We start from the raw sequence: 25,707 nt of genomic DNA, 5'->3' as shown, positions 1-25,707 counted from the left end.
ACTCGGGCTTGCCTGAGTTCCTCATTGACGAGACCGAAGTCGGCAAATGCCGACTTCGGGTCAAGCCCGGCCATGAGGAAGGAAATGTTGGGAGGCGATCGACGCTAGCCGTTCGGCCAGGCGAAGGCGTCGACGCGGCCGCGGTTCAGCGCGAACCATTGCAGCGCGAGCATCACGAAGCCATTGGCGAAGGCGCCAGGGAACGGCGCGTGCAGGCTCGCCATGGCCTCGTCCACCGGCACCAGGAAGGGCCGCGTGTGCTCGGTCTCGCCCGGCTCGCCGGCCTCGGCCGGCACCTCGCGCGAATCCACCAGCCCGATATAAAGCGTGGCGAACTCGTCGGTGACGCCGGGCGTCGGCAGGAACTGCGTCGCCGGCAGCAGCGCGCGCGGCTCGACGCCGATCTCCTCCCTGCATTCGCGCCGGGCCGCATCCTCCGGCTTCTCGCCGGGATCGATGAGGCCGGCGGCGATCTCCACGAGTTCGCCGACCCCGGTGGCGAGCTGCGCGCCGAGGCGGAACTGGCGGATCATCACGAAACAGGCGGCGACCGGGTCATAGGCCAGCACCGCCACCACCGGCCCGACACGGAGAATGTCGCGCTGCTGGCGCAGCGGCGCGCCGCCGGCGCCGTCCAAAGTCGCGATCACCCGGTGATAGGCGCGGAAGCCGCTGCCGACCGAGACCGGTTCGGTCAGGGCGACGTCGATGGAGCGGTCGGCGAGCTCGCCGATGCCGGCGCGGTCGGTCATGCGGAGATCCTAGGCGTCCGCCGCGGTACCGGCGGTCTCGATGTTGAAGGCGGCGGCGAACAGCGCCCGCGTGTAGTCGGTCTTCGGGTGGGCGAAGAGGTCGGCGGCGGGGCCTTCCTCCACCACCACGCCGCCCTTCATCACCATGACCCGCGAGGCAAGCGCGGCGACGACGCGCAGATCGTGGCTGATGAAGAGATAGGTCAGCCCGCGCTTGTGCTGGAGGTCGCGCAGCAGGTCGACGATCTGCGCCTGCACGATCATGTCCAGCGCGCTGGTCGGCTCGTCCAGCACCACGAAGGAGGGCTCCAGCACGATGGCGCGGGCGATGGCGACACGCTGGCGCTGGCCGCCGGAGAATTCGTGCGGGTAGCGGTGCCGGCTCTCCGGCTCCAAGCCGACATCCTTGAGCGCATCGATCACCCGCTGCTCGCGCTCCTCGGCCGAGAGCTTGGGCTGATGCACGCGCAGCCCCTCGCCGACGATGTCGGCGATCGACATGCGCGGCGAGAGCGAGCCGAACGGGTCCTGGAACACCACCTGCATCGCGTGCCGGTGCGAGCGCATCTGCTTGAAGCCGAGCGTGTCGATGCTCTCGCCCATGAACACGATCGGCCCGTCGCTGGAGATGAGGCGCAGCAAAGCGAGGCCGAGCGTGGTCTTGCCGGAGCCGGATTCGCCGACGACGCCCAGCGTCTCGCCGCGCCTTATCTCCACCGAGATGCCGTCCACCGCCTTGATATGGCCGACGGTCTTGCGCATCAGGCCGGCCTTGATCGGGAACCAGACCTTCAGGTCCTTCGCCTCCAGCACCACCGGCGCTTCCGGGTGCGGCGGCTCGGGATTGCCGCGCGGCTGGGCGGCGATGAGCGCGCGCGTATAGGGATGCTGCGGCTTGGCGAAGATGTCCGCCACCGGCCCCGCCTCGACGATGCGGCCCTTGTTCATCACGCAGACATGGTCGGCGATCTTGCGCACGATGCCGAGGTCGTGGGTGATGAACAGCATCGCCATGCCGAGCCGGCGCTGGAGGTCCTTCAAGAGCTTGAGGATCTGCGCCTGCACGGTGACGTCGAGCGCCGTGGTCGGCTCGTCGGCGATGAGCAATTGCGGCTCGTTGGCGAGCGCCATGGCGATCATCACGCGCTGGCGCTGGCCGCCGGAGAGCTGGTGCGGGTAGGAGCCGAGCCGCGTCTCCGGCTCGGGGATGCCGACCTCGGTGAGCAGCTCGATCACCCGCGCCCGCGCGCCCGCGCCCCGCATGCCGCGGTGCAGGAACAGGATCTCGGCGATCTGCTGCTCCACCGTGTGCAGCGGATTGAGCGAGGTCATCGGCTCCTGGAACACCATGGTGATGTCGTTGCCGCGCACGCCGCGTATCTCGCGCTCGGACATGGCGAGCAGGTCCGCGCCCTTGAACAGCACCTTGCCTGAGGGGTGGCTGGCGGCGGGATATTGCAGCAGCTTGAGGATGGAGAGCGCCGTCACTGACTTGCCGGAGCCGGACTCGCCCACCAGCGCCACCGTCTCCCCGCGCTTCAGGTCGAAGGAGACATGGTCCACCGCGAGCGTCGTCCGCGCTCCCTGCGCGAAGGCGACGGAGAGGTCCTGGACGGAGAGGAGGGGGGAGGTGGAGGTCATGACATCATCTCGATGAACGCGGCGAGGTCCGCCCCCTTCGGATCCCAAATAGGTATTTGGGTGCAGCCCGCCAACCGCCCATCGGAGCTTATGATCTGCGTAGCCGAAGACTGTTCAGCGGTTGCAATATGAATGGCGTCAGGCAGCTTTAAAGCCTTGAACCGTGCCCTCAACTGGGCTGCCGAGCGCAGAATGTCGAAAGACACGGGCACCGTTTCGATCTGCCCACCGCCTCCGACCAGAAGGTTGTTATAGACTTCGATCAACGCAAAATCCTGATTGCGTATGGGGAGAACGAGCAATTCAGCCAGTCCGACATCAGCGGCACCGTACTCCGTGACGCCTTCGCCAGAACGAAACCGAAGCTGCCCGCTTCGCGACCAGATGTCTCGACCGCTTGAATCAAGGCATTGGCATCGAAGTAAAAGCGCACCGGCTATTCGTCCCATTCGTCGCGCAAGGCCCGGATACGGGCGACCGCCTCTTCGGTTGTTGTTCCGCGCTCACCGACTCGCGCGCGCGCTTCCTCGATTGTCATCGGCTTCGGGTTGCGAAGAATGGCTTCGATGCGCTCGTCAACACCAGCCGGGGCTTCCTCCGTCACCACCGTGACACTCACATACGGCCCCTCGATACCCTCCCGCAGATCCTCGGGCAGCCTGTCGACCGGATAGTGTTCGCGCACGATCTTGTTCATGGCCTTTCTCCTCGGGCCGATCCTACCACGCCGCTCATTGGAAGGTCTTCCGCGGGTCGAAGGCGTCGCGCACGGCTTCGCCGATGAAGATGAGCAGGCTCAGCATGATCGCCACGGTGAAGAAGCCGGTCAGGCCGAGCCACGGCGCCTGCACGTTGGACTTGCCCTGCGCCAGCAATTCGCCGAGCGAGGGCGAGCCGGGCGGCAGGCCGAAGCCGAGGAAGTCGAGGGCCGTCAGCGTCATCACCGAGGACGACACGATGAAGGGCAGCATGGTCAGCGTGGCCACCATCGCGTTGGGCAGCATGTGCCGCCACATGATGGTGAGGTTCGACACGCCCAGCGCCCGCGCGGCCTGCACATATTCGAAGTTGCGGGCGCGCAGGAACTCGGCGCGCACCAGCCCGACCAGCGAGACCCAGGAGAACAGCAGCAATATGCCGAGCAGCACCCAGAAACCCGGTGCCAGGATCGAGGAGATGATCAGCAGCAGGTACAGCGCCGGGATCGAGGTCCATATCTCGATGAAGCGCTGGAAGATCAGGTCGGTCCAGCCGCCGAAATAGCCCTGCACCGCGCCCGCCGCCACGCCGATGATCGAGGAGATGATCGTGAGGATCAGGCCGAACAGCACCGAGAGGCGGAAGCCGTAGATCAGCCGCGCCAGCACGTCGCGGCCCTGGTCGTCGGTGCCGAGCCAGTTCCATTCCAGCGCGTCGCAGCCGCCGGTGCGGCCCAGCTTCTCCACCACCGGCGCGCACTGCGCCTCGGTCAGCATCCAGGTCGGCGGCGAGGGCGCGGGCGTCGGCAGGTCGAGATTATGCGTCGAATAGGAGTAGCGGATCGGCGGCCAGACCATCCAGCCGCCCTTCTCGGAAATCAGCTTCTGCAAGTAAGGGTCGCGGTAGTCCGCCTCGGTCTCGAAGTCGCCGCCGAAGGTGGTCTCGGGGTAGGCGACGAGGCCGGGGAAATAATAGGCGTTGTCGTATTCGACCAGGAACGGCTTGTCGTTGGCGATGAACTCGGCGCCCAGACTGAGCACGAACAGGACCGAGAAGATCCAGAAGCTCCACCAGCCGCGCCGGTTGCGGCGGAAATTGGCGAGGCGGCGCTGGTTGAGCGGCGACAGGCGCGAGCGGCGCGGCGTCTCCGCCGGCGTGGCGGACGCACCCGTCGGCGCGGTCGACGGCAGCGTGGTGTTCGCGGCGTCCATCTCAGACGTCCCGCGTCTCGAAGTCGATGCGCGGATCGACCCAGGTATAGGTGAGGTCGGAGAGCAGGTTGATGAGCAGCCCGACCAGCGAGAAGATGTAGAGGTTGGCGAACACCACCGGATAGTCGCGGTTGAGCACGCTCTCGAAGCCGAGCAGGCCGAGCCCGTCGAGCGAGAAGATGGTCTCGATCAGCAGCGAGCCGGAGAAGAAGGCGGCGACGAACGCCCCGGGAAAGCCGGCGATGATGATCAGCATGGCGTTGCGGAAGACGTGGCGGTAGAGCACCGCGCGCTCCGAAAGCCCCTTCATCCGCGCGGTGATGACGTATTGCTTGCGGATCTCGTCGAGGAACGAGTTCTTGGTCAGCAGCGCCATGGTGGCGAAGGCGCCGAGCACCATGGAGGTGATGGGCAGCGCGAGGTGCCAGAAATAGTCGAGGATCTTCGCGCCCAGCGAGAGCTGGTCCCAATTGTCGGAGGTGAGCCCGCGCAAGGGGAACCAGGAGAAGAACGAGCCGCCGGCGAACAGGATGATCAGCAGGATGGCGAAGAGGAAGCTCGGTATGGCGTAGCCGACGATGATCACCGCCGAGGTCCACACGTCGAAGCGCGAGCCGTCGCGCACCGCCTTGGCGATGCCCAGCGGAATGGAGATGGCGTAGGTGATCAGCGTCATCCACAGGCCGAGCGAGATCGACACCGGCATCTTCTCGGCGATCAGGTCGATGACCGAGATGTCGCGGAAATAGGAGCGGCCGAAGTCGAAGCGGGCATAGTCCCACAGCATCTTGCCGAAGCGCTCATAGGCCGGCTTGTCGAAGCCGAACTGCTTCTCCAGCTGCTTGATGAAGGCGGGGTCCAACCCCTGCGCGCCGCGATATTTCGAGGAGACCGGATCGCCCGCCGGGGCGTTCTGCTGCATGCCGCCGAAATCGCCGCCGCCGCCGGTGATGCGCGAGGTGGCGGAGGCGCCCTGCCCGGTCAGTTCGGCGATCACCTTCTCCACCGGGCCGCCAGGAGCGAACTGCACCACGGCAAAGGAGATCAGCATGATGCCGATGACGGTCGGCACCATCAGCGCGAGGCGTCGGACGATATAGGCGAGCATGCGTTTCGGGCTTCCTTCGCCGGTTCTCGGCAACCGGCGCTCAGGGTGGAGGGCGGGCGCACCCGCGTCAACTTAACGTCCGTTCATGCGAGGTTGTTCGAGGTCGGGGCCGCCGCGGCCGATTCCCACGATCACCGTCATCCTGAGGTGCCGGCCGCTGGCCGGCCTCGAAGGATGGGGATCCGGGCGCACTGCAACGACCATCCTTCGAGGCTCGCTTCGCTCGCACCTCAGGATGACGGTGCTCTGCATGCGACGGCTCATCACCCCGCCGACCGCCCCCGCGCCGACCAGATCGTCGGGATGGCGCGGTCATAGTCGGGGCGCGGCACGCTGGGCCAGGCGAACTCGTCCCAATAGGCGATGCGGAACTCGGCCGAATACCATTGCGGCACCCAGTAGCGCCCGGCCCGCAGCCGGCGATCCAGGACCCGGCAGGCGGTGCGCAGTTCGTCCCGCGTCGCGGCGGCGATCACCTTCTCGATCAGCAAATCGACCAGCGGGTCGGAGATGCCGGACAAATTATTCGAGCCCGGTATCTTCGCCGCCCGCGAGCCGAAATAGTTGCGCAGCGAGTCGCCCGGCACGGTGGACATCGAGTAGCGCCGCACCGTGGTGTCGAAATCGAAGTCGTTCAGCCGGCGCTGATATTGCGGCGGGTCGACGAGGCGGAAATTGGCCTCGATGCCGAGCAGCTTGAGGTTCTTGATGAAGGGCGAGGTGTGGCGCTCCAGCCCGTTCTCGTCGTCGAGGAACTCGATGGTGAAGGTCTTGCCCTCGGCATTGGTCAGGCGGCCGTCCTTGATCACCCAGCCCGCCTCGCGCAGCAATTGCGCGCCCTTGCGCAGCAGCGCGCGGTCCTGTCCCGAGCCGTCGGAGACCGGCGGCAGCCAGGGCGGAGCCTTGAGCACCGCGACCTCCTCCGGCGTGATCCTGTCGCCGAGCGCCGCGATCAGCGCCAGTTCGTCGGGGCCGGCCGGCCCTTCCGCCTTCAGGTCCGAGTTCTCGAAGAACGAGGTCGTGCGCTTATAGGCGTCGAACATCAGGTTCTTGTTGGTCCACTCGAAGTCGAAGGCGTAGGACAGCGCCTCGCGCACCCGCGGATCGGAAAATTGCGGCCGGCGCAGGTTGAGGAACCAGCCCTGCGCGCCGGAGGGCGTGTGGTCGGGCAGGATCTCCTGCTTCACCCGCCCGTCCTTCAGCGCCGGGAAATTGTAGCCGGTCGCCCAGGTGCGGGCGGTGAACTCCTGCCGGAACAGATAGGCGCGCGCCTTGAACGCCTCGAAGCCGACCTCGCGGTCGCGGAAATATTCGTAGCGCTGCACGTCGAAATTGGCGGTGCCGACATTCACCGGCAGGCCCGAACCCCAATAATCGGCGACGCGCTCATATTCGATGAAGCGGCCGGGCTCGAAGCGCCCGACCTTGTAGGGGCCGGAGCCGAGCGGCGGCTCCAGCGTGCTCTCGTCGAAGGGCTTCTTGCCGTAATAGGCGCGCGAGAAGATCGGCAGCGAGGCGGCCAGCAGCGGCACGTCGCGCGCCCGTTCCGGCTTGAAGCGGACCACGGCGAACTCGTCGCCGTCGGCCTCGGCCGCCTCCATGTCGCGCAGGCTCTGGCCGATGATCGGGTGGCCCTTCTCCTTCAATATGTTGAGCGAGAAGGCGACGTCGTGCGCGGTGAGCTTGGAGCCGTCATGGAAGCGCGCCTCGGGGCGCAGGCGGAAGCGGTAGACCGTGCCGTCGGGCGAGACGGTGACGCTCTTGGCCACGAGGCCGTAGATCGCGTCCGGCTCGTCGAGCGCGCGCACCATCAGCGGATCGAAGATGAGGGCGATGCCCTGCGCGCCGTCGCCCTTGAGGATGTAGCCGTTGAGCGAGTTGAAGGTCTGGAAGGACTGGTTGAAGGCGGCGGTCGGCCCGACCTGCGAGAAGGTGCCGCCCTTGACGGCATTGGGGTCGACATAGGCGAAATGCTTGAAGTCGGCGGGGTATTTCAGATCGCCGAAGGCCGAGAGCCCGTGCCGCTCGCCATTGGCGCCGGCGGCTGGAGGCGGGGCCGCCTCCTGCGCGAAGGCGCCGCGCGGGAAAGCGAGCGCCGCACCGGCGGCAGTGGTGAGGGTGAGCAGCGCGCGGCGGGAGACGCCCCCCTGCATCGACCGACTGCGTCCTTCGAGACGGCCGCCTTCAGCGACCTCCTCAGGATGAGGAAGGATCCCCAGCGGCAGTCGCCTCATATCCGACCTCCCTCATGCTGAGGTGCCCGGGCAACGCCCGGGCCTCGAAGCACGCAGGCGATGATCCCCATCGGCCGCCTCACTGCGTGCCCCCGGTCTGCGCCGCCTTCTGGGCGTCCCACCACCAGATGTCGGGGAAGCCGAAGGAATATTCCGGCAGCTTGTCCGGCCGGCCGAAGCGGTTCCAGCGCGCGGTGCGCGTGTTGGGGTAGTTCCAGGTCGGCACCACGTAGTCATGGGCCAGCAGCACGCGGTCGAGCGCATGGGTGGCGGCGACCAGCTCGGCGCGGTCCTTGGCGTAGATCACCCGCTCGATCAGCGCGTCGATGCCGGAATCCTTGATGCCGGCATAATTGCTCGATCCCTCGCGGTCGGCGGCGGCCGAGCCCCAGAAGTCGCGCTGCTCGTTGCCGGGCGAGAGCGACTGGCCCCAGCCGGTGACGATCATGTCGAAGTCGCGGGCGCGGATGCGGTTGATATATTGCGAGACGTCGACCTGGCGGATGTTCACGGTGATGCCGAGCCGCTCCAGCGTCGGCTTGTAGAACAGCGCGACGCGCTCGAAGGCCGGGCTCGCCAGCAGGATCTCGATGGTGAAGGGCTGGCCCTGCGGGTCCACCAGCTTGCCGCCCTTCACCTGGTAGCCGGCCTCGCGCAGCAGCTTCGCCGCCTCGCGCAGATTGGCGCGGCGCACGTCCTCGCCGCCGTCCGGCGGGTTGGCATAGGGCGTGGTGAACACGCTCGGCGGCACCTTGTCCTTCACGCTGTTGAGGATTTCCAGCTCCAGCCCGGTCGGCAGGCCGGAGGAGGCGAGCTCGGTGTTCTGGAAATAGCTGGAGGTGCGCTTGTACTGGCCGAAGAACAGCGTGCGGTTCATGCCGTCGAAGTCGAGCGCGTAGTTCAGCGCCCGGCGCACCCGCTGGTCCTGGAACTTCGTCCGGCGCAGGTTCGGGATGAAGGCCTGCATGGAGCCGGAGGCGCGGTCGGGGAACTCCTCGAGGATCACCTTGCCCTGCTTCACCGCCGGGAAGTCGTAGGCGGTGGCCCAGTCCTTGGCCGAGGTCTCGACGCGGAAATCGTACTGGTCGCCCTTGAAGGCTTCGAGCTCCACGACGTTGTCGCGGAAATACTCGTAGCGCTGCTCGGCGAAGTTGTTGGTGCCGATGTTCACCGGCAGGCCCGCTCCCCAATAGTCCGGCACCCGCTCGAAGGAGATGGAGCGGCCCGGCACCACCTGCTTGACCTTGTAGGGGCCGGAGCCGAGCGGCACTTCCAGCGTGCCCTGGCTGATGTCGCGTTGCTTGCCGCTGGCGTCCTTGCCCGTCCACCAGTGCTTGGGCATGACGCGGATCTGGCCGACGATCTGCGGCAATTCGCGATTGCCCGCCTGGTCGAAGGTGAAGGTCACCTCGCGCTCGCCGGTCACCTCGGCCTTCTTCACATGGCTGTAGTAATAGGCCTGGCGCGGGTTGTTCTTGGTCAGCTGCTCGAAGGACCACACCACGTCCTCGGCCGTCACCGGCTGGCCGTCATGCCACTTCGCTTCGGGGCGCAGGCGATAGGTGACGGTGGAGAAGTCGGCGGGGTAGCGCACGCTCTCCGCCAGCAGGCCGTATTCGGTCGCCACCTCGTCATAGGCCGGGCTCATCAGCGTGTCGTAGATCAGCTGCAGCCCCGACGCCGGCGTGCCGCGCGGGATGATGTCGTTGAGCGAATCGAAGGTGCCGTCGACCGAGAGGCGCAGCAGGCCGGCCTTGGGCGCGTCCGGGTTCACATAGTCGAAATGCTTGAAGTCGGCGGGGTATTTCGGCGTGCCGAGCAGGGAGAGGCCGTGCCGCCATTCACCCGCGGCGCCCTGCGCGGCGCCGGGTGCCGCGCCCTCCTGTGCCGCCACCGGCCCGGCGAGCAGGCCGAAGGCGAGAAGCGCGGCGCTGAGCGCCGGAAGGCCGCGAGAGGCAAGATCGAGGCGGCGAAGCAAGCTCGGCATGCAAATCCCTTTCACGCGCAATACGTCGTGGCGCCGCGTCCGTGCCAGACTACCGGACGCGCCGTCCTTCGCGGCGATTATGAACGGTAACGTTCCGAAAAGAATAAGGCCGGGGCGCGAAGCGCCACCGGCCTGACGGAAACGTGAAAGAAGCGCGCTTTCGCGCGCTTCCGATCAAGGATGGGCAGGAGCGGCGGGAGCCGGAGCCGCGGGAGCCGGTTCGGCCGGCTTCTCGCCCGCAGGAGCGGCGGCCGGGGCAGCGGCGGGCGCGGCCTCTTCGGGCTTGGGCAGCGGCAGCGGGTTGTGCGAGAGCGTGTTCAGGTAGACCAGCAGGTCGGCGCGCTCGCTCTCCTTGGCGATGCCGGCAAAGCCCATGGCCGTGCCGGGAATGTCCGCCTTCGGGTTCTTGATGAAATTGTTGAGCTGCTCGAAGGTCCACTCGCCGCCATGCGCCTTCATCGCCGCGGAATAGGCGAAGCCCGGCGCGCTGGCGACCGCACGGCCGACGACGGCATAGAGGTCGGGACCGACCTTGGCGCCGGCGCCCTCCTGGAAATTGTGGCAGGCGGCGCACTTCTTGGCCTGCGCGGCGCCCTTCTCGACGCTGGCGGTGGCGAGCAGCTGGGCGATCGGCACATCGGCGGGAGCGGCAGCCTGAGCGGAGCCGGAGGAAGCCTCCTGCACGGCGATCTCGAAGCCGGGCTTCTCCGGGGCGTGGGTGGTGAACAGGATGTCGGAGAACACGTTCAGGCCGACCGTGAAGGTCAGCACGCCCAGCACCGCACCAGCAATCTTGTTCAGCTCGAAGCCGTCCATCGAAATATTCGCTCCCTCACCCGGCGCGGCGGCCATCCGGCTGGCCCGCCAACGTCCCGCGCGCAATGTAACAGCCGGCTATATCGGCCGCCAATGGCGGGCGGAACTAATCATTTTGACGGTTGGCGTGCAACCCGTATAAGCGCGCCGCGGTGCTACGTTTCGCCACTCTGATGAGGCGTCGGCGGGCACGCGAGAGCATTGGTAAGGCCGGGAAATGTCCTCCCAGGACACACTTATTCTTATTCCAGCCCGCATGGCTTCCACGCGGCTGCCGGGAAAGCCGCTCGCCGATCTCGGCGGCCGGCCGATGATCGTCGAGGTGGCGCGGCGTTCCGCCGCGGCCAATATCGGCCGCGTCGTCGTCGCCACCGACGATGAAGGCGTGCGCAAGGCGGTGGAAAACGCCGGATTCGCCGTCGTCATGACCCGCGCCGACCACACCACGGGCTCGGACCGAATCTTCGAGGCACTCGGCCATGTCGACCCGGAGCGCCGGGTGAGCCGCATCGTCAACGTGCAGGGCGACCTGCCGACCATCGATCCGGCGCTGATCCGCTCCGCCGTCGACCTGCTCGACGATCCGGCCGTCGACATCGGCACGCTGGCGGCGCAGATCACGGTCGAGGCCGAGCGCACCAACCCGAACGTGGTGAAGGCGGTCGGCAGCCCGCTCTCGCCCTCGCGCCTGCGCGCGCTCTATTTCACCCGCGCCACTGCCCCCTATGGCGAGGGGCCGCTGTTCCACCATATCGGCCTCTACGCCTATCGCCGCGCCGCGCTGGAGCGCTTCGTCGCCCTGCCGCCCTCGCCGCTGGAGAGCCGCGAGAAGCTGGAACAGCTGCGCGCGCTGGAAGCCGGCATGCGCATCGACGTCGCCATCGTCGACACCGTGCCGCTCGGCGTCGACACGCCGGAAGACCTCGAACGCGCGCGGGAGCTTCTGGCGCGCGAAGCCAAGACCGCCAAGTGAGGAAGCCGTCATGACCACCCGCCGCATCGTTTTCCAGGGCGAGCCGGGGGCGAATTCGCACATCGCCTGCCGCGAGGTCTATCCCGACCATGAGGCGGTGCCCTGCCCGACCTTCGAGGACGCCTTCGCGGCGCTGCAGAACGGCGAGGCCGATCTCGGCATGATCCCGATCGAGAACTCGGTCGCCGGCCGCGTGGCGGACATCCACCATCTGATGCCGACCTCGGGGCTGACCATCGTCGGCGAGTTCTTCCTGCCGCTGTCGCACCAGCTCATGGCGGTGAAGGGCGCGACGCTTGCCACGGTGAAGACGGTGGAGAGCCACGTCATGGCGCTCGGCCAGTGCCGCAACATCATCCGCAAGCTCGGCCTCAAGCCGATCGTCGACGCCGACACCGCCGGCGCCGCCCGTCTCGTCGCCGAAGCGGGCGACCCGACCCGCGCGGCGGTGGCCTCGCGCCTCGCGGCGGAGATCTACGGGCTCGACATCATCGCCGAGAACATCGAGGACGAGGCGCACAACACCACGCGCTTCGTCATCCTGGCGAAGGAAGGCGAATGGGCGCCGGCCAATAACGGCCCGACCGTGACCACCTTCGTCTTCCGCGTGCGCAACGTGCCGGCGGCGCTCTACAAGGCTCTGGGCGGCTTCGCCACCAACGGCGTGAACATGACCAAGCTGGAATCCTATCAGCTCGACGGCGAGTTCTTCGCCACCCAGTTCTACGCCGACGTCGACGGCCACCCGGACGACCGCGCGCTCAAGCTGGCCCTGGAGGAACTGTCCTTCTTCTCCAAGGAAGTGCGCATCCTCGGCGTCTACCCCGCGCACCCCTACCGGATTGCGTTGCGGGCGTGAGCTCCGAGGCCCCGTCGTCATCCCGGACGGCCGACAGGCCGATCCGGGATCGCGAACCGTGCCCGGAATCACCGTGAAAACAGGCGACCTCATCCTGAGAGCCTGACCCGTAGTGCTTTTGGCGTGGCGGGTGCAGCCATTGGACCGTCATCCCCGGGCTAGGCCCGGGGATCCACGACTTTTCGGGCGCCGATCTGGACGAAGTCGTGGATGGCCGGGCCGAGCCCGGCCATGACGAACTTCCAAGCATCCCGGTCGCGAATTACGAGCCAGACCCTGAGGTGCCGGCACAAGGCCGGCAACGCTCCCCGTCGTCATCCCGGCCGGAGCGTAGCGGAGAGCCGGGATCCCGAGCCGTGCCCGGAATCAGTGTGAAAGCAGACGACCTCATCCTGAGGTGCCCGGCGTTTCGCCGGGCCTCGAAGGATGCTCGTCCGGGCGCCCTTGAGCGACCATCCTTCGAGGCTCGCTGACGCTCGCACCTCAGGATGAGGGTGCTGGCGGTGAGGCCGGGCCCGGCCCGGCCATCCACGACTTCCTCGCGGTCCGAAGACGTGGAAGCCCGGCACAAGGCGGGGCATGACGGTTCCCCCATATCGCCCTCATCCCCGGGCTTGACCCGGGGACCCAGGAGGACCGGGCGCTCCCGGTCACTGGGTGGCCGGGTCAAACCCGGCCATGAGGGCGGTTGAAGGTGCTGTCACCCGGCGAAAGAAGGACGGCTTACGTCCGAGAACAGGTCCGACGGGGAGAGGGCGCCGGCTCGCGGGTTGCGCATGCGCCGTCCCCGCGTAGGGTGCTGGTCGTCGCGACAGCACCGCGGCGCGTATCGGAGACGAGCCTCATGTTCTCCCGCTCCCCGCCCACCCCCGCATCCTTCACCTGCATCGACGCGACGGCGGCGCCGCTCGATCACGCCGGCTGCCTGTGCCACCGGCCGGAAATCGGTGCGCTGAGCCGGCGGCTCGGCGCCGGCCTGTCGCGGCGCGGTTTCGTCGCCGGCATGGCGGCCTCGCTGGCCGCGGCCTCGCTCGGCGTGCCCGGGCCGGCGCGGGCGCAGGCGGGACCGAACCGGGTGCTCTTCACCAATGTCCGGCTGTTCGACGGCACCTCGGGCACGCTGCGCGAGGGCGTCTCGCTGCTCGTCGAGGACAAGATCGTCAAGGCGATCGCGTCCGGCACGCCGGCCGCGCCGGAAGGCGCGCAGGTGATCGACGGCGGCGGCCGGGTGCTGATGCCCGGCCTGATCGACATGCACTGGCATGCGATGTTCGCCGCGCTGCCGATCCATGTGATCGCCACCGCCGACATCGGCTACATCTTCCTCGCCGCCGCGGCCGAGGCCGAGCGCACCCTGATGCGCGGCTTCACCACCATCCGCGACCTCGGAGGGCCGTCCTTCGCGCTCAAGCAGGCCATCGACGAGGGCCTGATCGCCGGCCCGCGCATCTATCCTTGCGGCGCCATGATCACCGCCACCGGCGGCCATGCCGACCTGCGCCCGACCAGCGAATTGCCGCGCGCCGCCGGCACGCCCGGCGCCACCGAGCAGTCCGGCGCCAACGCCATCGCCGATGGCGAGGCCGAGGTGCTGCTGCGGGTGCGCGAACAGCTCCTGCAGGGCGCCTCGCAGATCAAGATGGTGGGCGGCGGCGGCGTGTCCTCGCCGCGCAGCCCGCTCGACGCCTCGACCTTCACGGAAAGCGAGATGCGCGCGGCGGTGCAGGCGGCCGGCGACTGGAACACCTATGTCGCCAGCCACGCCTACGCGCCGCAGACCATCCGGCGCTCGCTCGATGCCGGCGTCACCTGCATCGAGCACGGCCACCTGATGGACGAGGAGATCGCAGCGCAGATGGCCGAGAAGGGCATCTGGCTCAGCACCCAGCCCTTCCTCAGCGCCGAGGATGCGACCCCGCTCACGGGCCCGAGCCGCGAGCGGATGCTGCAGGTGTTCGCCGCCACCCGGACCGTCTATCCGCTGGCGAAGAAGCACGGCATCAAGACCGCCTTCGGCTCGGACCTGCTGTTCTCGGCCGTGCTGGCGCGGCGGCAGGGCACCATGCTGACCCATCTCGCCGAGTGGTACAGCGCCGCGGAGGCGCTGACGATGGCGACGGCGACCAATGCCGAGCTGCTGACGCTGTCGGGGCCGCGCAACCCCTATCCCGGCACGCTCGGCGTGCTCAGGGAAGGCGCCTTCGCCGACATGATCCTGGTCGACGGCAATCCGCTGGAGGACCTGTCGCTGATGGCCGACCCGGAAGCGAAGTTCCTGGTCATCATGAAGGACGGCCGCATCCACAAGGACACGCTCGGCCGCTAGAGCGCGCTCCAGCGGCAGCCGGCGCGCCCCTACTCCGCCGCGACCTCGCCGGCGGCGCGCTCCTCGGCGTCCTCGATCGTCTTCAGCGCGTCGGGATGCGGCATGGAGATGATGTTGTAGCCGGAATCGACGAAATGGACCTCGCCGGTCACGCCCGACGACAGGTCCGAGAGCAGGTACAGCGCCGAGCCGCCCACCTCGTCGATGGTCACGGTGCGGCGCAGCGGCGCGTTGCGCTTCTGGTAGTTGAACATCAGCCGCGCATCGGCGATGCCGGCGCCCGCCAGCGTGCGGATCGGGCCGGCGGAGATGGCGTTCACGCGGATGCCCTGCGGGCCGTAATCGGCGGCGAGGTAGCGCACGCTCGCCTCCAGCGCCGCCTTGGCGACGCCCATCACGTTGTAGTTGGGCATCACCCGGGTCGAGCCGCCATAGGTGAGGGTGATGACCGAGCCGCCATTAGGCATGATCGCCGCCGCGCGCTTGGCGAGCTCGGTGAAGGAGAAGCAGGAGATCACCATGGTGCGGGTGAAGTTCGCCCGCGTGGTGTCCGCATAGCGGCCCTTCAATTCGTTCTTGTCGGAGAAGCCGATGGCATGGACGAGAAAGTCGATGCTGCCCCACTTCTCCTTCAGCGCCGCGAACACCGCGTCGACCGAATCGAGGTCCTCGACGTCGCAGGAGATCAGCGTGTCGCTGCCCAGGCTCTCGGCGAGCGGTCGCACGCGCCGGCCCAGCGCCTCGCCCTGATAGGTGAAGGCGAGCTCGGCTCCTTGAGCCGCCAGCGTCTTGGCGATGCCCCAGGCGATGGAGTGATCGTTCGCGACCCCCATGATGAGGCCGCGCTTGCCGTTCATCAGGTTGCCCTGCATCAGGCCCATGCCGACTGTTCCTTCCGCGCCGCCGTCCCGGTCATGCATCGGGATGCTGGAACACCAGCACCGCATTGGCTCCGCCGAAGCCGAAGCCGTTGGAGAGCACGCGCTCGAGCCGGGCATTGTCCACCCGCTCGCGCACGATCGGCATGTCGGCGAAGGCCGGGTCGAGCTCGTCGATATGCGCGCTCGCGGCGATGAAGCCGTTCTGCATCATCAGGATCGAGTAGATCGCCTCGTGCACGCCGGTGGCGCCCTGCGAGTGGCCGGTCAGCGACTTGGTGGCCGAGATCGGCGGCGCGTGAGCGCCGAACACGGCACGGATCGCCTCGATCTCCTTGAGATCGCCGATCGGCGTCGAGGTGGCGTGCGGGTTGATGTAGTCGATGCCGCCCTTCACGCCCTTCATGGCGAGCTGCATGGCCCGCGCCGCGCCCTCGCCGGAGGGGGCGACCATGTCGGCGCCGTCCGAGGTCGAGCCGTAGCCGATGATCTCGGCATAGATGCGGGCGCCGCGCGCCTTGGCGTGCTCCAGCTCTTCGAGCACCAGCACGCCGGCGCCGCCGGAGATGACGAAGCCGTCGCGGTTCTTGTCATAGGGCCGCGAGGCCACCGCCGGCGTGTCGTTATAGTCGGAGGACATCGCCCCCATGGCGTCGAACAGGCAGGAGAGCGTCCAGTCGAGGTCCTCGCAGCCGCCGGCAAAGACGATGTCCTGCTTGCCCCACTGGATCTGCTCGGCGGCGCTGCCGATGCAGATATTGGTGGTGGCGCAGGCGGCCGAGATCGAATGGTTGATGCCCTTGATCTTGAACCAGGTCGACAGCGTCGCCGAGGCGGTCGAGCCCATCGCCTTCGGCACCGCGAAGGGGCCGACGCGCTTGGGGCTGTTGTTCTTGCGGGTGATGTCGGCGGCCTCGACGATGGTGCGGGTCGAGGTGCCGCCCGAGCCCATGACGATGCCGGTGCGCTCGTTGGAGATCTCGTTCTCTTCCAGCCCGGCGTCGCGGATCGCCTGGTCCATGGCGACATGGTTCCACGCGGTGCCGCCGCCGTGGAAGCGCATGGCGCGGCGGTCGACGATGGCGCTGGCGTCGAGCTGCGGCGCGCCGTGCACCTGGCTGCGGAATCCGAGCTCGGCATAGCTGTCGGCGCGGACGATGCCGCTCTTGCCTTCGCGCAGCGAGGCCAGGACTTCCTGGGTGGAATTGCCGATCGACGAGACGATGCCCATTCCGGTTACGACAACGCGGCGCATAGGCTTCCTTTCCTTCCAATCACGCGAGAAGGGCGCCATGGCGCCCCGCTTGAGCCGGCCGTCAGGCCGTCTGGAACAGACCGACCTTGAGGTCGCTCGCGCGGTAGATCACTTCGCCGTCGGCCTCCAGCCAGCCATCGGCGATGCCGAGCACCAGCTTGGAGCGCATCACGCGCTTGAAGTCGATACCGTAGACCACCTTCCTGACGGTCGGCAGGACCTGGCCGGAGAACTTGATCTCGCCGGCGCCGAGCGCCCGCCCGCGGCCCGGCGCGCCGAGCCAGCCGAGGTGGAAGCCGACCAGCTGCCACATGGCGTCGAGGCCGAGGCAGCCCGGCATGACGGGATCGCCGAGGAAGTGGCAGGCGAAGAACCAGAGGTCGGGCTTGACGTCGAGCTCGGCGCGCACATGGCCCTTGCCATTCGGCCCGCCATCGTCCGAGATCTCGGTGATGCGGTCGAACATCAGCATCGGCGGCGCGGGAAGCTGCGCATTGCCCGGTCCGAAAAGCTCACCGCGCCCGCAGGCGAGCAGTTCCTCGTAGTTGAAGCTCGTCTGGCGCTCGACCATCGTGCCGGTGTCACTCACGCTCGTAACTTTCTTTCCTTTGAGCGGCCCCCGCCGCAGGATGCGCGACGCAAGTCGCCGGCCCGTTCCCCCGACGGGCCACCGATCGTAGGGCTTCCTATCACAGCGTCCTGCGCACTCAAAGCCACTGAACCTGCCCCTGCGACACTGCGAATGTCAGTACCGTGACAGTCGCCGAATCCTTCGCCGGCATCCCCTTCCGGCACGGCGGACCGCACCCTACATTGGAACCGTTACGATTATCGGCGCCGATATTGCCCCGACCTTCGGCGTGCAGATATAATGCCAGACGAAAAACGCAACGTGCGGAAGACGCTTGGGGTGCAAAACCTCGGTCCGGCGCGGTGCATCACTTATTGCAGACCGGCTTCGCCGGAGCCGCAAGGCCCGTGGGTTGCCCGGTCTACGATGGTCCGGAATACGAGATGAACGAAGGCTTCCGCCCCCATAACGTCGCGATTTCCCGCGTGGTCGTCGAGGAGGAACCTGTGCTGCCGGTAGCCCGGCTGCGCGACAGTTCCGCCGCCCGTACCGGCTGCCCGTTCCACGACGTGCGCCACATGCTGCGCGACGTCGGCCTGCGCCCCACCCGCCAGCGCCTCGCGCTCGGCTGGCTGCTCTTCGCCAAGGGCGACCGCCACGTCTCGGCGGAAATCCTGCATGAGGAGGCGATCAAGGCGCGCTTCCCGGTCTCGCTCGCCACCGTCTACAACACGCTGCACCAGTTCACCGAGGTGGGCCTGCTGCGCGAGCTCGCGGTGGACGGCTCGAAGACCTATTTCGACACCAACCCCTCGGACCACCACCACTTCTTCCTCGAGGGCGAGAACAACCTCGTCGACATCCCGAGCGCGGCGGTCGAGGTCGAGCGCATTCCCGAGCCGCCGGAAGGCTTCGAGGTCGCCCGCATCGACGTGGTGGTGCGCCTGCGTCCCAAGCGCCGCAGCTGAGCCTCCGGCACAGCCGAGCTTCGGCACATCCCGGAAATCCGAAAGGCCGGTCCTGCGACCGGCCTTTTTGTTGCGCTCGGCCGATCCGTCGCGGTCGACCACTCGCCGTGTCAGCCGGCCCGAAGGAAGGCGGCGAGTTCGCACAACGCGGCTCTCGTCGGCGCGTCCGCGGCGCGGGCGATCAGCATCACCTTGGCCGAAGGCAAGGCGGGCAGCCCTAGCGCCGGCCCCACATCGACGCTGCCGGCGGGAGCGAGATGGGCGGCCATTGGCGCCACGGCCAGTCCCGCCGCCACCGCGGCGGCGACGGAAGACACGCTGCCGCCGGTAAACGCCTCGCGCCAAGCGATGCCGGCAGCATCCAGCGCGCCGGTCGCCGCCGCCCGCACGCCGCAGGGCGCCGCCAGAAGCGCCAGCGGCAGGGGTGCGGAGCCCCTGCGCGCCTCGCCGGCCGCGAACCAGCCATAGCGGTCCTGCCGCACCATCTCCCCTGCCCGCCGGTCGCCCTCGCGCCGCACCACAATCGCATCGAGCTCGCCGGCATCGAACGCGTCGAGCAGGACCCGCGAAAAGCCCATGCGGATGTCGAACACGACCTCGGGGCTGACTGCCGCCAGACGGCTCAGCAGACCCGGAAGCGTGTCACCCGTGGTGTGGTCGCTGATTCCAAGCCGCAGCCGCTGCACGGATGGTGCGCCCCAGAGGCGGGCGTCGCGGTCGGCCGCCAGCAGCCGGCGAGCACGCTCCAGAAACTGGGCACCGTCGGGGGTGAGGCGCACAAGGCGCGGCGTGCGTTCCAGCAGCGTGCGGCCCAGGCGATCCTCCAGCTTGCGCAGCCGGAGGCTCACCCCGGCCTGGGTGCTGCCCAACGCCTCGGCCGCGCGAGTGAAGCTCGAGAGTTCGGCCACATGGACGAAGGCACGCACGAGTTCGAGATCGAGTGGTCGATCGGTCATAACAAAACCATATCACTGATATCCGTCATGATAGCATTATCACATGATATGGCCTGCGTTACGACTCCCTCCGCACCAGTCAGGGAGACGTGCCATGCCGATGATTCAGATCAAGTTCTCGTCGCCTTCACCCACCCCGCGCATGGAGGCGGCGCTCGCCGGCCGCGCCGCGCAGCTCGCCGAGGAATGGCTCGGCAAGGACCCGGCGGTCACTGCCGTGCTGGTCGAGCGCGCCGATCCGTCATGCTGGTTCTGCGGCGGGCGCAGCCTCGCGGAGGCACGGCTCGCGGCGTTCTGGCTCGACATAAGGGTGACGGAGGGCACCAACACCAAGGATGAGAAGGCGGCCTTCGTCGCCGCGTGCTTCGAGGCCTTCGCCGCGCTGCTCGGTCCCTTGCACGCGGAAAGCTATGTGCATGTGGTGGAGGCGCGCGGCGACGCCTATGGCTATGGCGGCGTCACGCAGGAGCGCCGCTATATCGCCGCCCGTCCGGCGGCGGCCTGACGGCGCCTACTCGATCTTCTCGCCGGGATAGACGCCCCACAGGCGCTCCTGGGCGACGAAGCCGTCGAAGCCGTTTTCGAAGAAGCGGCACCATTTGCCGTCGCAATGCTCGACCTTGCCGAGCACGCCGGGCTCCAGCTTCGCCTTCACCGCGGAGGACTTGTCCGGGTCGGCATAGAGCGGGGTCGGCTCGCCGGCCTTCCAGGGGCTCACCAGCGCGGTGCGGCGGCCCGACAGCATGGAATGGTAGACCCAGCCCTCGGCGCCGTCCGAATCGCGGATGCGCCGCCAGGTCTCGAATTCGGCGGTGATCTCCACCGGCAGGCCGGCGCGGGTGAACACCCAGGCGACCGCATGGTCCCGCGTCGGGCCGGAGCGCACATTCACCTTGTCGGCCTTGAGGCTGACGAATCGCGGCACCGGCAGGCCGCTGGCGCGCCCGGTGGGGCCGTTCGCCGCGCCCGGCGCCTCGCCGGAGGAATCACCCGAAGAAGCGCCCGAGGAAGCGCCCGGAGATTCGCCCGATGCGGGCTCCTCCTGCGCATGGCCCAGAGTGCCCGCCGCCAGGCCCGCTACCAAGAGGCCCGCCGCCAGTCCAAATGCCCAGTTTCGCAGCTTCGCCCTGCCCCGAAGCCCGTCCATACCCATCGTCCAATCACCCATTCGTCCACCGGGAGCGGTGCCGAATTCCCCGGCACGATCCTGAAAGCACGCCCCTGCACCGCGAACCGGTGCATTTTTGTGTTTCGCGAACCCGTCTGCTAATGAACGCGTCGCCCGGATGGCGCGAGTGTGTGGCCTCAGCGTTAACGAGAGCTTGACCGCCACGGGGTTTTGCACGGGGAGCAACATGGCTCGCAAGAAGCCGCTGGTGGTCGTGACGCGCAGGCTGCCCGACAAGATCGAAACCCGTATGCGCGAGCTGTTCGACGCGCGCCTGAACGTCGACGACGTCCCGATGTCGCAGGAGCAGCTCGCCGAGGCGATGGCTACCGCCGACGTGCTGGTACCCGCCATCTGCGACCGCATCGACGCGAAAGTGATCGAGGCCGCCGGACCGAATCTCAAGCTGATCGCCAATTTCGGCAACGGCGTCGACCATATCGACGTCGCCGCCGCCAATGCCCGCGGCATCACCGTCACCAACACGCCCGGCGTCCTCACCGAGGACACCGCCGACATGACCATGGCGCTGATCCTCGCCGTGCCGCGCCGGCTCACCGAGGGCGCGGCGCTGATCACCAGCGACGACGGCACCTGGCCGGGCTGGTCGCCCATGTGGATGCTCGGGCATCGCATCTGGGGCAAGCGCCTCGGCATCATCGGCATGGGCCGCATCGGCCAGGCGGTGGCCCGCCGGGCCAAGGCCTTCGGCCTGCAGATCCACTACCACAACCGCCGGCCCCTCCCCGCCCATATCGAGGAGGATCTGGAGGCGACCTACTGGGACAGCCTCGACCAGATGCTGGCGCGCATGGACATATTGTCCGTCAACTGCCCGCACACGCCGGCGACCTTCCATCTGCTCTCGGCCCGGCGGCTGAAGCTGATCCGCCCCGACGCCTATATCGTCAACACCGCCCGCGGCGAGGTGATCGACGAACATGCGCTGATCCGCATGATCGAGAACGGCGAGATCGCCGGCGCCGGGCTCGACGTGTTCGAGCGCGAGCCGGCAGTGAGCCCGAAGCTGCTGAAGCTCGCCCGCGCCGGCAAGGTGGTGCTGCTCCCGCATATGGGTTCGGCGACCGTCGAGGCGCGCGTCGACACCGGCGAGAAGGTGATCGTCAACATCAAGGCCTTCATGGACGGCCACCGCCCGCCCGACCGCGTGCTCCCCGCTATGCTGTGAGGTGGATGTCACCGCGCGCCCCGGATGCCACCGGTGGCGGGCGAAATGTCACCTTTTCGGTCACCGCCTGTGGGCGGACAGATCGGTGATGGTGGGGCTCTCGCCGGTCAGCGGATTGTCCGGGTCCCAGCCATAGCTCAGCGTCTCAAAACGCATCGACATGGTGTCGATCATCAGGAGGCGACCGACCAGCCCCTCGCCGAATCCGACCACGGCGCGGACCGCCTCCAGCGCCACGAGCGAGCCGGCGACGCCGGCCAGCGCGCCGAGGATTCCCGCCTCGGCGCAGGTCGGCACGGTGCCGGCCGGCGGCGGCTCGGGGAACAGGCAGCGATAGGTCGGGTTGGGCGTGCCGTCCGCATTCTTCTCATGCGGGCGCAGCGTCGTCACCGTCGCGTCGAAGCGCCCGAGCGCCGCCGTCACCAGCGGCCTGCCGGCCAGCGCGCAGGCGTCGGAGACGAGGTAACGCGTTGAAAAATTGTCGGAACCGTCGATCACCACGTCGACCGAGGAGACCAGTTCCATCGCGTTGTCGGCGGTGATGCGGGCGTCGACGCCCTCGAAGACGACATGTGGATTGAGCGCCGCGACGAGGGCGCCGGCGCTCTCCGTCTTCGGCTGGCCGATCCTCTCGGTGGTATGGATCACCTGCCGCTGCAGGTTCGACAGCGAGACGATGTCGTCGTCGATCACCACCAGCCGGCCGACGCCGGCGGCGGCGAGATAGAGCAGCGCCGGCGCGCCGAGCCCGCCCGCGCCGACCACCAGCATCGAGGCCTTCTTCAGCTTCTGCTGCCCCGGCCCGCCGATCTCGGCGAGCACGAGATGGCGCGCATAGCGCTCCACCTCGTCGGCGGAGAACACGGAGGCGCGGGCGGGTGCAGGGGCGTCGGTGGTCGTCATGATGCGCCTATATAACCACGATCACGCCCCAAACCAGCATGCCGGCCCCGGCCCGCTTGCGCCGTATTCCCCCTCCCGGCCATCCGGCGGGAACATGCGTTCTGCCGCTCGCGGGGTGTCCCCCGGCCACCGGCGAAATTCCTGGTCCGGCCCCTGCGCGACATCGCACGCGCCCGGTTGCCGGCGGGTAGCCGTTCGACTATGAAGACGCAGCACCGGCGCAACTTCCGCGCCGCGGGCACCCGTAGCTCAGCTGGATAGAGCGTTGCCCTCCGAAGGCAAAGGTCGCACGTTCGAATCGTGCCGGGTGCGCCATTTTCTAACGCAAAATCAGTAACTTATCAAGGCGCCCTTACGGGATGGTTCGCCTCTGTCTCGCCGCGGAAGCACTGCGGAAGCAAATTACGGCGTGCGGCAGCGTGGCGCCGCGTAGAGCGGGCGGCGAAGAGATTCGCGATGAGCGTCGCGGCTCTGCCCTTAAGCCGCCTCCCACACCTTGTTGAGGATCTGGGCCGCAGGGGCCGCCTTGTCCTGCGGTAGGAAGCGCCCGTAGTGCTTGGCGACCATCTCGGGGGTGTCCTGATTGGCGTAGCTCGCCTGCTCATAGGAGCCCGTCTTCTTGAGGATATGGGTCGCGAGCACGTCGCGCACATTTTGTGGCCCGTACGGCAGCAGACCCTTGATGGCACCGCGGCCGGTGTAGGGGTTTATGCCATAGCGCTGGATCGCGAGGCGCCAGGCCTCATAAAAGGTGTTCTGGCAGTACGCGGTATCCTAGACGTGCCTTGCAGGCTGGAATAAGCCGACCCGAACGTTCGGCTCGACGCCTGGGCGTCGGGCCGAATTCGGGCCGAGGGGGCCGATCGTGTCGTCAGTCGATTTTCTTACCGGCGGTCTCTGGGGCGCAGAATGTTGCCCACAAGGTTATCAGAGCCAGGATGACCAGATAGATAGAGATCGGCCAAGTCGCCCCACTCCATGCCAGAAGCGCAGCGGCGATGATGGGTGTGAAGCCGCCGCTCAGCGCAGCCCCGACCTGAAAGCCGAGCGATGCGCCGCTGTAGCGTAGCCGGGCATCGAAGAGTTCGGACATCCAGGCCGCCCCGATGGCGAACATGACGCCCTGTCCGAGGCTCAGCGCAATCGCAACCGTGATGGCAATGACGGTCGGATCGGCCGTATCGAACAGCCAGAACAGCGGGAAGGCGAACACGATCGAGAACAGGCAGGCGAAGACGAACATCACCCGCCGGCCGAACCGGTCCGCCATCCAGCCGAACAGCGGGATGGTGAAGAGTTCGATGAAGGCGGCAATGAGCAGGCCGTTGAGGATGACGCTGCGGGGCAGGCCAAGCTGCACCGTGACATAGGAGATGGAGAACACGGTGACGACGCTGACATAGGCGATCTCGGACACCTTGAGGCCGACGGCCGTGAGGAAGGTGCGCGGGTGCCGCGTCAGAATCTCCACCAGAGGGAGCTTGGAGACCGTGTTCTGCTTTTTCACTCGCTGGAATGCCGGCGTTTCGTGCAGGCGCAGTCGAATAAACAGGCCGACGACCACCAGGAGCGCGCTGGCGAGGAAGGGAATGCGCCAGCCCCAGGAGAGGAACTCGGCCTCGGGAAGCTTGGTCGCCATCGCGAAGACGCCGATGGATGCGAGAACGCCCAGAGGATAGCCGAGCTGAACGATGCTGCCGAAGAAGCCGCGCCTGTTGTCCGGCACGCTTTCCACCACCATCAGCACGGCGCCGCCCCATTCGCCGCCGATTCCGAGCCCCTGCACGAGGCGCAGCGCCACCAGCAGGATGGGCGCCCAGATGCCGATCTGATCATAGCTGGGCAGGCAGCCGATGAGGAACGTGCCCGCCCCCATGATGATGATGGTGAGCGACAGCATGGCCTTGCGCCCCAGCTTGTCGCCGAAATGGCCGAACACCGCGCCGCCCAGCGGGCGTGCGAGAAAGCCGACGGCATAGGAGCCGAAGGCGGCGATGGTGCCCACCACTGGATCGAAGCTTGGAAAGAACAGCTTGTTGAACACCAGTGCGGCGGCGGTGCCATAGATGAGGAAGTCGTACCACTCGACCGTGGTACCGATCACGCTCGACCAGACCACCTTGCGGCGCTCGCCGGGCGAGAGGGACCCGGTAGGCACGGCCGGCACATCCGCGCCGGCATCCATCGTTGACAGTGACACGGTCAAATCCTCCATAGTGGAAATATATCCACTATAGTGGAAGCAAGAGTCGTGCCACGCGGCTGCTACAGTTCCAGCGTGACGCCCACCCGGGCACGGGAAACGCACGGCGTGAGCTTGTCCTGCCGGTCGGCGAGACTGAGCACGCTGTCGCGATGAATCACCGTGCCGTCGCGATAGCCGCAGATGCAGGCGCCGCACACGCCCAGTTCGCAGGACGACGGCATGACGAAGCCATTGGCGCGCAGGATGTCGAGAGCCGAGCGATCGGCAGGCACCCGCAGGGTCTGGCCGGTCGAGGCAATCGTGATGTCGAACGGCTCGGGCTTGAAATTCTCGTCCAGCGTCGGCTGGAACACCTCGGTATGACAGCGCTCTGCGGCCCAGCTCTGCCTCTCGGCGGCCGCAGCGATGGCGGCATTCAGCCCGGCGGGTCCGCAGAAATAGAGATGGGCATCCGCCGTGACACCGAACCACGCGAGGATGTCATCCAGCGACGCCGGCGCCTCATCGTCGAGATGCAGGTGCAGATGCCCTGCGAAGGCGCGTTCCAGTTCGGCCAGAAGCGGCGCGTGACGCCGCGAGCGGGCCCGCAGATGCAGTTCGAACGCGTCGCCGCGCTGAAGCGCCTCGTATGCGAGCGCGGCCAGCGGGGTGACGCCGATCCCCCCGGCGATGAACAGATGGCGCCCTGCCTGCGGCGCCAGCGCGAAGTTGTTGCGCGGCGCGGAGCAGTGGACCGCATCGCCGACGGCGAGGGTCTCGTGGATCCAGGCGGACCCGCCCCTCCCCGCCATCTCGCGCTTGACGGCGATGCGATAGCGCGTGCGGTCCGCCGGATCTCCGCAGAGCGAATACTGCCGGATGCGCCCATCCGGCAGGTGAACGTCGATATGCGCGCCGGCCTTCCAAGCGGGAAGCGCGGGCCGGCGCGGATGGCGGAGCGAAACCAGGATGACGTCGGTCGCGTCGTCGACGCGCTCGGCGACATCCAGCTTCATGATCATGCGAGC

Annotated in this window: 23 protein-coding genes, 1 tRNA gene and 1 pseudogene; 7 read left to right on the top strand and 18 right to left on the bottom strand. The window is 67.7% G+C overall.

Annotation, left to right across the window (positions count from 1 at the left end):
• Positions 1 to 104: 104 nt before the first annotated feature.
• From SNOV_RS01315 to SNOV_RS01275, 9 genes are all read right to left on the bottom strand, one after another.
• On the bottom strand, positions 105 to 752 hold the full coding sequence (locus SNOV_RS01315) for an NUDIX domain-containing protein (protein WP_013165099.1): 648 nt from the start codon (positions 750 to 752) through the stop codon (positions 105 to 107).
• Positions 753 to 761: 9 nt separating this feature from the next.
• A complete protein-coding gene (locus SNOV_RS01310) occupies positions 762 to 2,393 on the bottom strand; it encodes an ABC transporter ATP-binding protein (RefSeq protein ID WP_013165098.1) in 1,632 nt (543 codons plus the stop codon).
• Positions 2,390 to 2,659, bottom strand: a complete 270-nt coding sequence (locus SNOV_RS23690) for a type II toxin-antitoxin system VapC family toxin (protein ID WP_049785676.1) — start codon at positions 2,657 to 2,659, stop codon at positions 2,390 to 2,392. The genes SNOV_RS01310 and SNOV_RS23690 overlap by 4 nt, the downstream gene beginning before the upstream one ends.
• A 170-nt stretch (positions 2,660 to 2,829) precedes the next feature.
• Positions 2,830 to 3,090 (bottom strand): hypothetical protein, encoded by a 261-nt coding sequence (locus SNOV_RS01300; RefSeq protein ID WP_013165097.1) that lies wholly within the window; start codon positions 3,088 to 3,090, stop codon positions 2,830 to 2,832.
• Between the two features lie 34 nt (positions 3,091 to 3,124).
• Positions 3,125 to 4,303: an ABC transporter permease gene (locus SNOV_RS01295; protein WP_013165096.1), complete on the bottom strand. Its 1,179-nt coding sequence runs from the start codon at positions 4,301 to 4,303 to the stop codon at positions 3,125 to 3,127.
• A gap of 1 nt (position 4,304) precedes the next feature.
• Positions 4,305 to 5,411, bottom strand: coding sequence for a microcin C ABC transporter permease YejB (locus tag SNOV_RS01290; protein WP_013165095.1), 1,107 nt, complete (start codon positions 5,409 to 5,411; stop codon positions 4,305 to 4,307).
• A gap of 263 nt (positions 5,412 to 5,674) precedes the next feature.
• Entirely contained in the window at positions 5,675 to 7,564 is a 1,890-nt protein-coding gene (locus SNOV_RS01285) for an extracellular solute-binding protein (protein WP_013165094.1), read from the bottom strand.
• Positions 7,565 to 7,724: 160 nt separating this feature from the next.
• Complete coding sequence (locus tag SNOV_RS01280; protein WP_013165093.1) at positions 7,725 to 9,632, bottom strand: extracellular solute-binding protein; 1,908 nt, start codon at positions 9,630 to 9,632, stop codon at positions 7,725 to 7,727.
• A 174-nt stretch (positions 9,633 to 9,806) separates the two neighbouring features.
• Complete coding sequence (locus SNOV_RS01275) at positions 9,807 to 10,448, bottom strand: c-type cytochrome (protein ID WP_013165092.1); 642 nt, start codon at positions 10,446 to 10,448, stop codon at positions 9,807 to 9,809.
• A 217-nt stretch (positions 10,449 to 10,665) separates the two neighbouring features.
• On the opposite strand from SNOV_RS01275, the gene SNOV_RS01270 reads away from it, so the two are divergent.
• The 3 genes from SNOV_RS01270 to SNOV_RS01260 all read left to right on the top strand — a co-directional run bounded on the left by SNOV_RS01270 (position 10,666) and on the right by SNOV_RS01260 (position 14,606).
• Complete coding sequence (locus tag SNOV_RS01270) at positions 10,666 to 11,421, top strand: 3-deoxy-manno-octulosonate cytidylyltransferase (protein ID WP_013165091.1); 756 nt, start codon at positions 10,666 to 10,668, stop codon at positions 11,419 to 11,421.
• 10 nt (positions 11,422 to 11,431) lie between these two features.
• Positions 11,432 to 12,280 carry a prephenate dehydratase gene (locus SNOV_RS01265; RefSeq protein ID WP_013165090.1) on the top strand — a complete coding sequence of 283 codons (849 nt, stop codon included), beginning with the start codon at positions 11,432 to 11,434 and terminating at the stop codon, positions 12,278 to 12,280.
• An 844-nt stretch (positions 12,281 to 13,124) separates the two neighbouring features.
• Complete coding sequence (locus tag SNOV_RS01260; protein ID WP_013165089.1) at positions 13,125 to 14,606, top strand: metal-dependent hydrolase family protein; 1,482 nt, start codon at positions 13,125 to 13,127, stop codon at positions 14,604 to 14,606.
• Between the two features lie 29 nt (positions 14,607 to 14,635).
• Here SNOV_RS01260 and fabI read toward each other — a convergent pair whose 3' ends face one another.
• The 3 genes from fabI to fabA all read right to left on the bottom strand — a co-directional run bounded on the left by fabI (position 14,636) and on the right by fabA (position 17,310).
• Positions 14,636 to 15,478, bottom strand: coding sequence for an enoyl-ACP reductase FabI (gene fabI, locus SNOV_RS01255; protein WP_041782649.1), 843 nt, complete (start codon positions 15,476 to 15,478; stop codon positions 14,636 to 14,638).
• Positions 15,479 to 15,518: 40 nt separating this feature from the next.
• Complete coding sequence (fabB, locus tag SNOV_RS01250; protein ID WP_013165087.1) at positions 15,519 to 16,739, bottom strand: beta-ketoacyl-ACP synthase I; 1,221 nt, start codon at positions 16,737 to 16,739, stop codon at positions 15,519 to 15,521.
• A 61-nt stretch (positions 16,740 to 16,800) separates the two neighbouring features.
• Positions 16,801 to 17,310: a 3-hydroxyacyl-[acyl-carrier-protein] dehydratase FabA gene (gene fabA / locus SNOV_RS01245; protein ID WP_013165086.1), complete on the bottom strand. Its 510-nt coding sequence runs from the start codon at positions 17,308 to 17,310 to the stop codon at positions 16,801 to 16,803.
• Between the two features lie 443 nt (positions 17,311 to 17,753).
• Here fabA and irrA point away from each other — a divergent pair, with 443 nt between their 5' ends.
• Positions 17,754 to 18,278 (top strand): iron response transcriptional regulator IrrA, encoded by a 525-nt coding sequence (gene irrA, locus SNOV_RS01240; RefSeq protein WP_013165085.1) that lies wholly within the window; start codon positions 17,754 to 17,756, stop codon positions 18,276 to 18,278.
• 110 nt (positions 18,279 to 18,388) lie between these two features.
• Here the strand turns inward: irrA and SNOV_RS01235 are convergent, their stop codons facing one another.
• The gene (locus SNOV_RS01235; protein ID WP_013165084.1) at positions 18,389 to 19,234 is read right to left on the bottom strand and encodes a LysR family transcriptional regulator; all 846 of its coding nucleotides are present in this window, start codon (positions 19,232 to 19,234) and stop codon (positions 18,389 to 18,391) included.
• 94 nt (positions 19,235 to 19,328) lie between these two features.
• Between SNOV_RS01235 and SNOV_RS01230 the strand changes: the two genes are divergently transcribed.
• Positions 19,329 to 19,739 (top strand): tautomerase family protein, encoded by a 411-nt coding sequence (locus tag SNOV_RS01230; protein ID WP_013165083.1) that lies wholly within the window; start codon positions 19,329 to 19,331, stop codon positions 19,737 to 19,739.
• A gap of 6 nt (positions 19,740 to 19,745) precedes the next feature.
• On the opposite strand, the gene SNOV_RS24345 is transcribed toward SNOV_RS01230, so the two are convergent.
• Positions 19,746 to 20,402, bottom strand: coding sequence for an SH3 domain-containing protein (locus tag SNOV_RS24345; RefSeq protein ID WP_244412835.1), 657 nt, complete (start codon positions 20,400 to 20,402; stop codon positions 19,746 to 19,748).
• Between the two features lie 187 nt (positions 20,403 to 20,589).
• Between SNOV_RS24345 and SNOV_RS01220 the strand changes: the two genes are divergently transcribed.
• Complete coding sequence (locus tag SNOV_RS01220; RefSeq protein ID WP_013165081.1) at positions 20,590 to 21,591, top strand: 2-hydroxyacid dehydrogenase; 1,002 nt, start codon at positions 20,590 to 20,592, stop codon at positions 21,589 to 21,591.
• A gap of 60 nt (positions 21,592 to 21,651) precedes the next feature.
• On the opposite strand, the gene SNOV_RS01215 is transcribed toward SNOV_RS01220, so the two are convergent.
• Positions 21,652 to 22,455, bottom strand: coding sequence for a HesA/MoeB/ThiF family protein (locus tag SNOV_RS01215; protein WP_041782645.1), 804 nt, complete (start codon positions 22,453 to 22,455; stop codon positions 21,652 to 21,654).
• 277 nt (positions 22,456 to 22,732) lie between these two features.
• On the opposite strand from SNOV_RS01215, the gene SNOV_RS01210 reads away from it, so the two are divergent.
• A tRNA-Arg gene (locus SNOV_RS01210) sits at positions 22,733 to 22,809 on the top strand.
• A 162-nt stretch (positions 22,810 to 22,971) separates the two neighbouring features.
• Here the strand turns inward: SNOV_RS01210 and SNOV_RS01205 are convergent.
• From SNOV_RS01205 to SNOV_RS01195, 3 genes and pseudogenes are all read right to left on the bottom strand, one after another.
• Positions 22,972 to 23,268: pseudogene (locus SNOV_RS01205) on the bottom strand (hypothetical protein); the annotation flags it as partial.
• A gap of 97 nt (positions 23,269 to 23,365) precedes the next feature.
• A complete protein-coding gene (locus tag SNOV_RS01200) occupies positions 23,366 to 24,679 on the bottom strand; it encodes an MFS transporter (protein ID WP_049785675.1) in 1,314 nt (437 codons plus the stop codon).
• Between the two features lie 80 nt (positions 24,680 to 24,759).
• Positions 24,760 to 25,701, bottom strand: a complete 942-nt coding sequence (locus SNOV_RS01195) for a PDR/VanB family oxidoreductase (protein WP_244412833.1) — start codon at positions 25,699 to 25,701, stop codon at positions 24,760 to 24,762.
• Positions 25,702 to 25,707 lie beyond the last annotated feature (6 nt).

Source organism: Ancylobacter novellus DSM 506, assembly GCF_000092925.1.
Taxonomy (GTDB): domain Bacteria; phylum Pseudomonadota; class Alphaproteobacteria; order Rhizobiales; family Xanthobacteraceae; genus Ancylobacter; species Ancylobacter novellus.
This window is presented reverse-complemented; position numbering and strand designations above follow the sequence as displayed.

Excerpts from the sequence above, each read along its gene's own strand:
- SNOV_RS01220 (WP_013165081.1), top strand. The coding sequence starts at position 20,590 with ATGGCTCGCAAGAAGCCGCTGGTGGTCGTGACGCGCAGGCTGCCCGAC.
- fabA (WP_013165086.1), bottom strand. The coding sequence starts at position 17,310 with ATGGTCGAGCGCCAGACGAGCTTCAACTACGAGGAACTGCTCGCCTGC.
- SNOV_RS01280 (WP_013165093.1), bottom strand. The coding sequence starts at position 9,632 with ATGCCGAGCTTGCTTCGCCGCCTCGATCTTGCCTCTCGCGGCCTTCCG.
- fabI (WP_041782649.1), bottom strand. The coding sequence starts at position 15,478 with ATGCAGGGCAACCTGATGAACGGCAAGCGCGGCCTCATCATGGGGGTC.
- SNOV_RS01310 (WP_013165098.1), bottom strand. The coding sequence starts at position 2,393 with ATGACCTCCACCTCCCCCCTCCTCTCCGTCCAGGACCTCTCCGTCGCC.
- SNOV_RS01300 (WP_013165097.1), bottom strand. The coding sequence starts at position 3,090 with ATGAACAAGATCGTGCGCGAACACTATCCGGTCGACAGGCTGCCCGAG.
- SNOV_RS01235 (WP_013165084.1), bottom strand. The coding sequence starts at position 19,234 with ATGACCGATCGACCACTCGATCTCGAACTCGTGCGTGCCTTCGTCCAT.
- SNOV_RS01195 (WP_244412833.1), bottom strand. The coding sequence starts at position 25,701 with ATGATCATGAAGCTGGATGTCGCCGAGCGCGTCGACGACGCGACCGAC.
- SNOV_RS01230 (WP_013165083.1), top strand. The coding sequence starts at position 19,329 with ATGCCGATGATTCAGATCAAGTTCTCGTCGCCTTCACCCACCCCGCGC.
- SNOV_RS01270 (WP_013165091.1), top strand. The coding sequence starts at position 10,666 with ATGTCCTCCCAGGACACACTTATTCTTATTCCAGCCCGCATGGCTTCC.
- irrA (WP_013165085.1), top strand. The coding sequence starts at position 17,754 with ATGAACGAAGGCTTCCGCCCCCATAACGTCGCGATTTCCCGCGTGGTC.
- SNOV_RS01200 (WP_049785675.1), bottom strand. The coding sequence starts at position 24,679 with ATGGATGCCGGCGCGGATGTGCCGGCCGTGCCTACCGGGTCCCTCTCG.
- SNOV_RS01285 (WP_013165094.1), bottom strand. The coding sequence starts at position 7,564 with ATGCAGGGGGGCGTCTCCCGCCGCGCGCTGCTCACCCTCACCACTGCC.
- SNOV_RS01295 (WP_013165096.1), bottom strand. The coding sequence starts at position 4,303 with ATGGACGCCGCGAACACCACGCTGCCGTCGACCGCGCCGACGGGTGCG.
- SNOV_RS01275 (WP_013165092.1), bottom strand. The coding sequence starts at position 10,448 with ATGGACGGCTTCGAGCTGAACAAGATTGCTGGTGCGGTGCTGGGCGTG.
- SNOV_RS01315 (WP_013165099.1), bottom strand. The coding sequence starts at position 752 with ATGACCGACCGCGCCGGCATCGGCGAGCTCGCCGACCGCTCCATCGAC.
- fabB (WP_013165087.1), bottom strand. The coding sequence starts at position 16,739 with ATGCGCCGCGTTGTCGTAACCGGAATGGGCATCGTCTCGTCGATCGGC.
- SNOV_RS01265 (WP_013165090.1), top strand. The coding sequence starts at position 11,432 with ATGACCACCCGCCGCATCGTTTTCCAGGGCGAGCCGGGGGCGAATTCG.
- SNOV_RS01290 (WP_013165095.1), bottom strand. The coding sequence starts at position 5,411 with ATGCTCGCCTATATCGTCCGACGCCTCGCGCTGATGGTGCCGACCGTC.
- SNOV_RS24345 (WP_244412835.1), bottom strand. The coding sequence starts at position 20,402 with ATGGGTGATTGGACGATGGGTATGGACGGGCTTCGGGGCAGGGCGAAG.
- SNOV_RS01260 (WP_013165089.1), top strand. The coding sequence starts at position 13,125 with ATGTTCTCCCGCTCCCCGCCCACCCCCGCATCCTTCACCTGCATCGAC.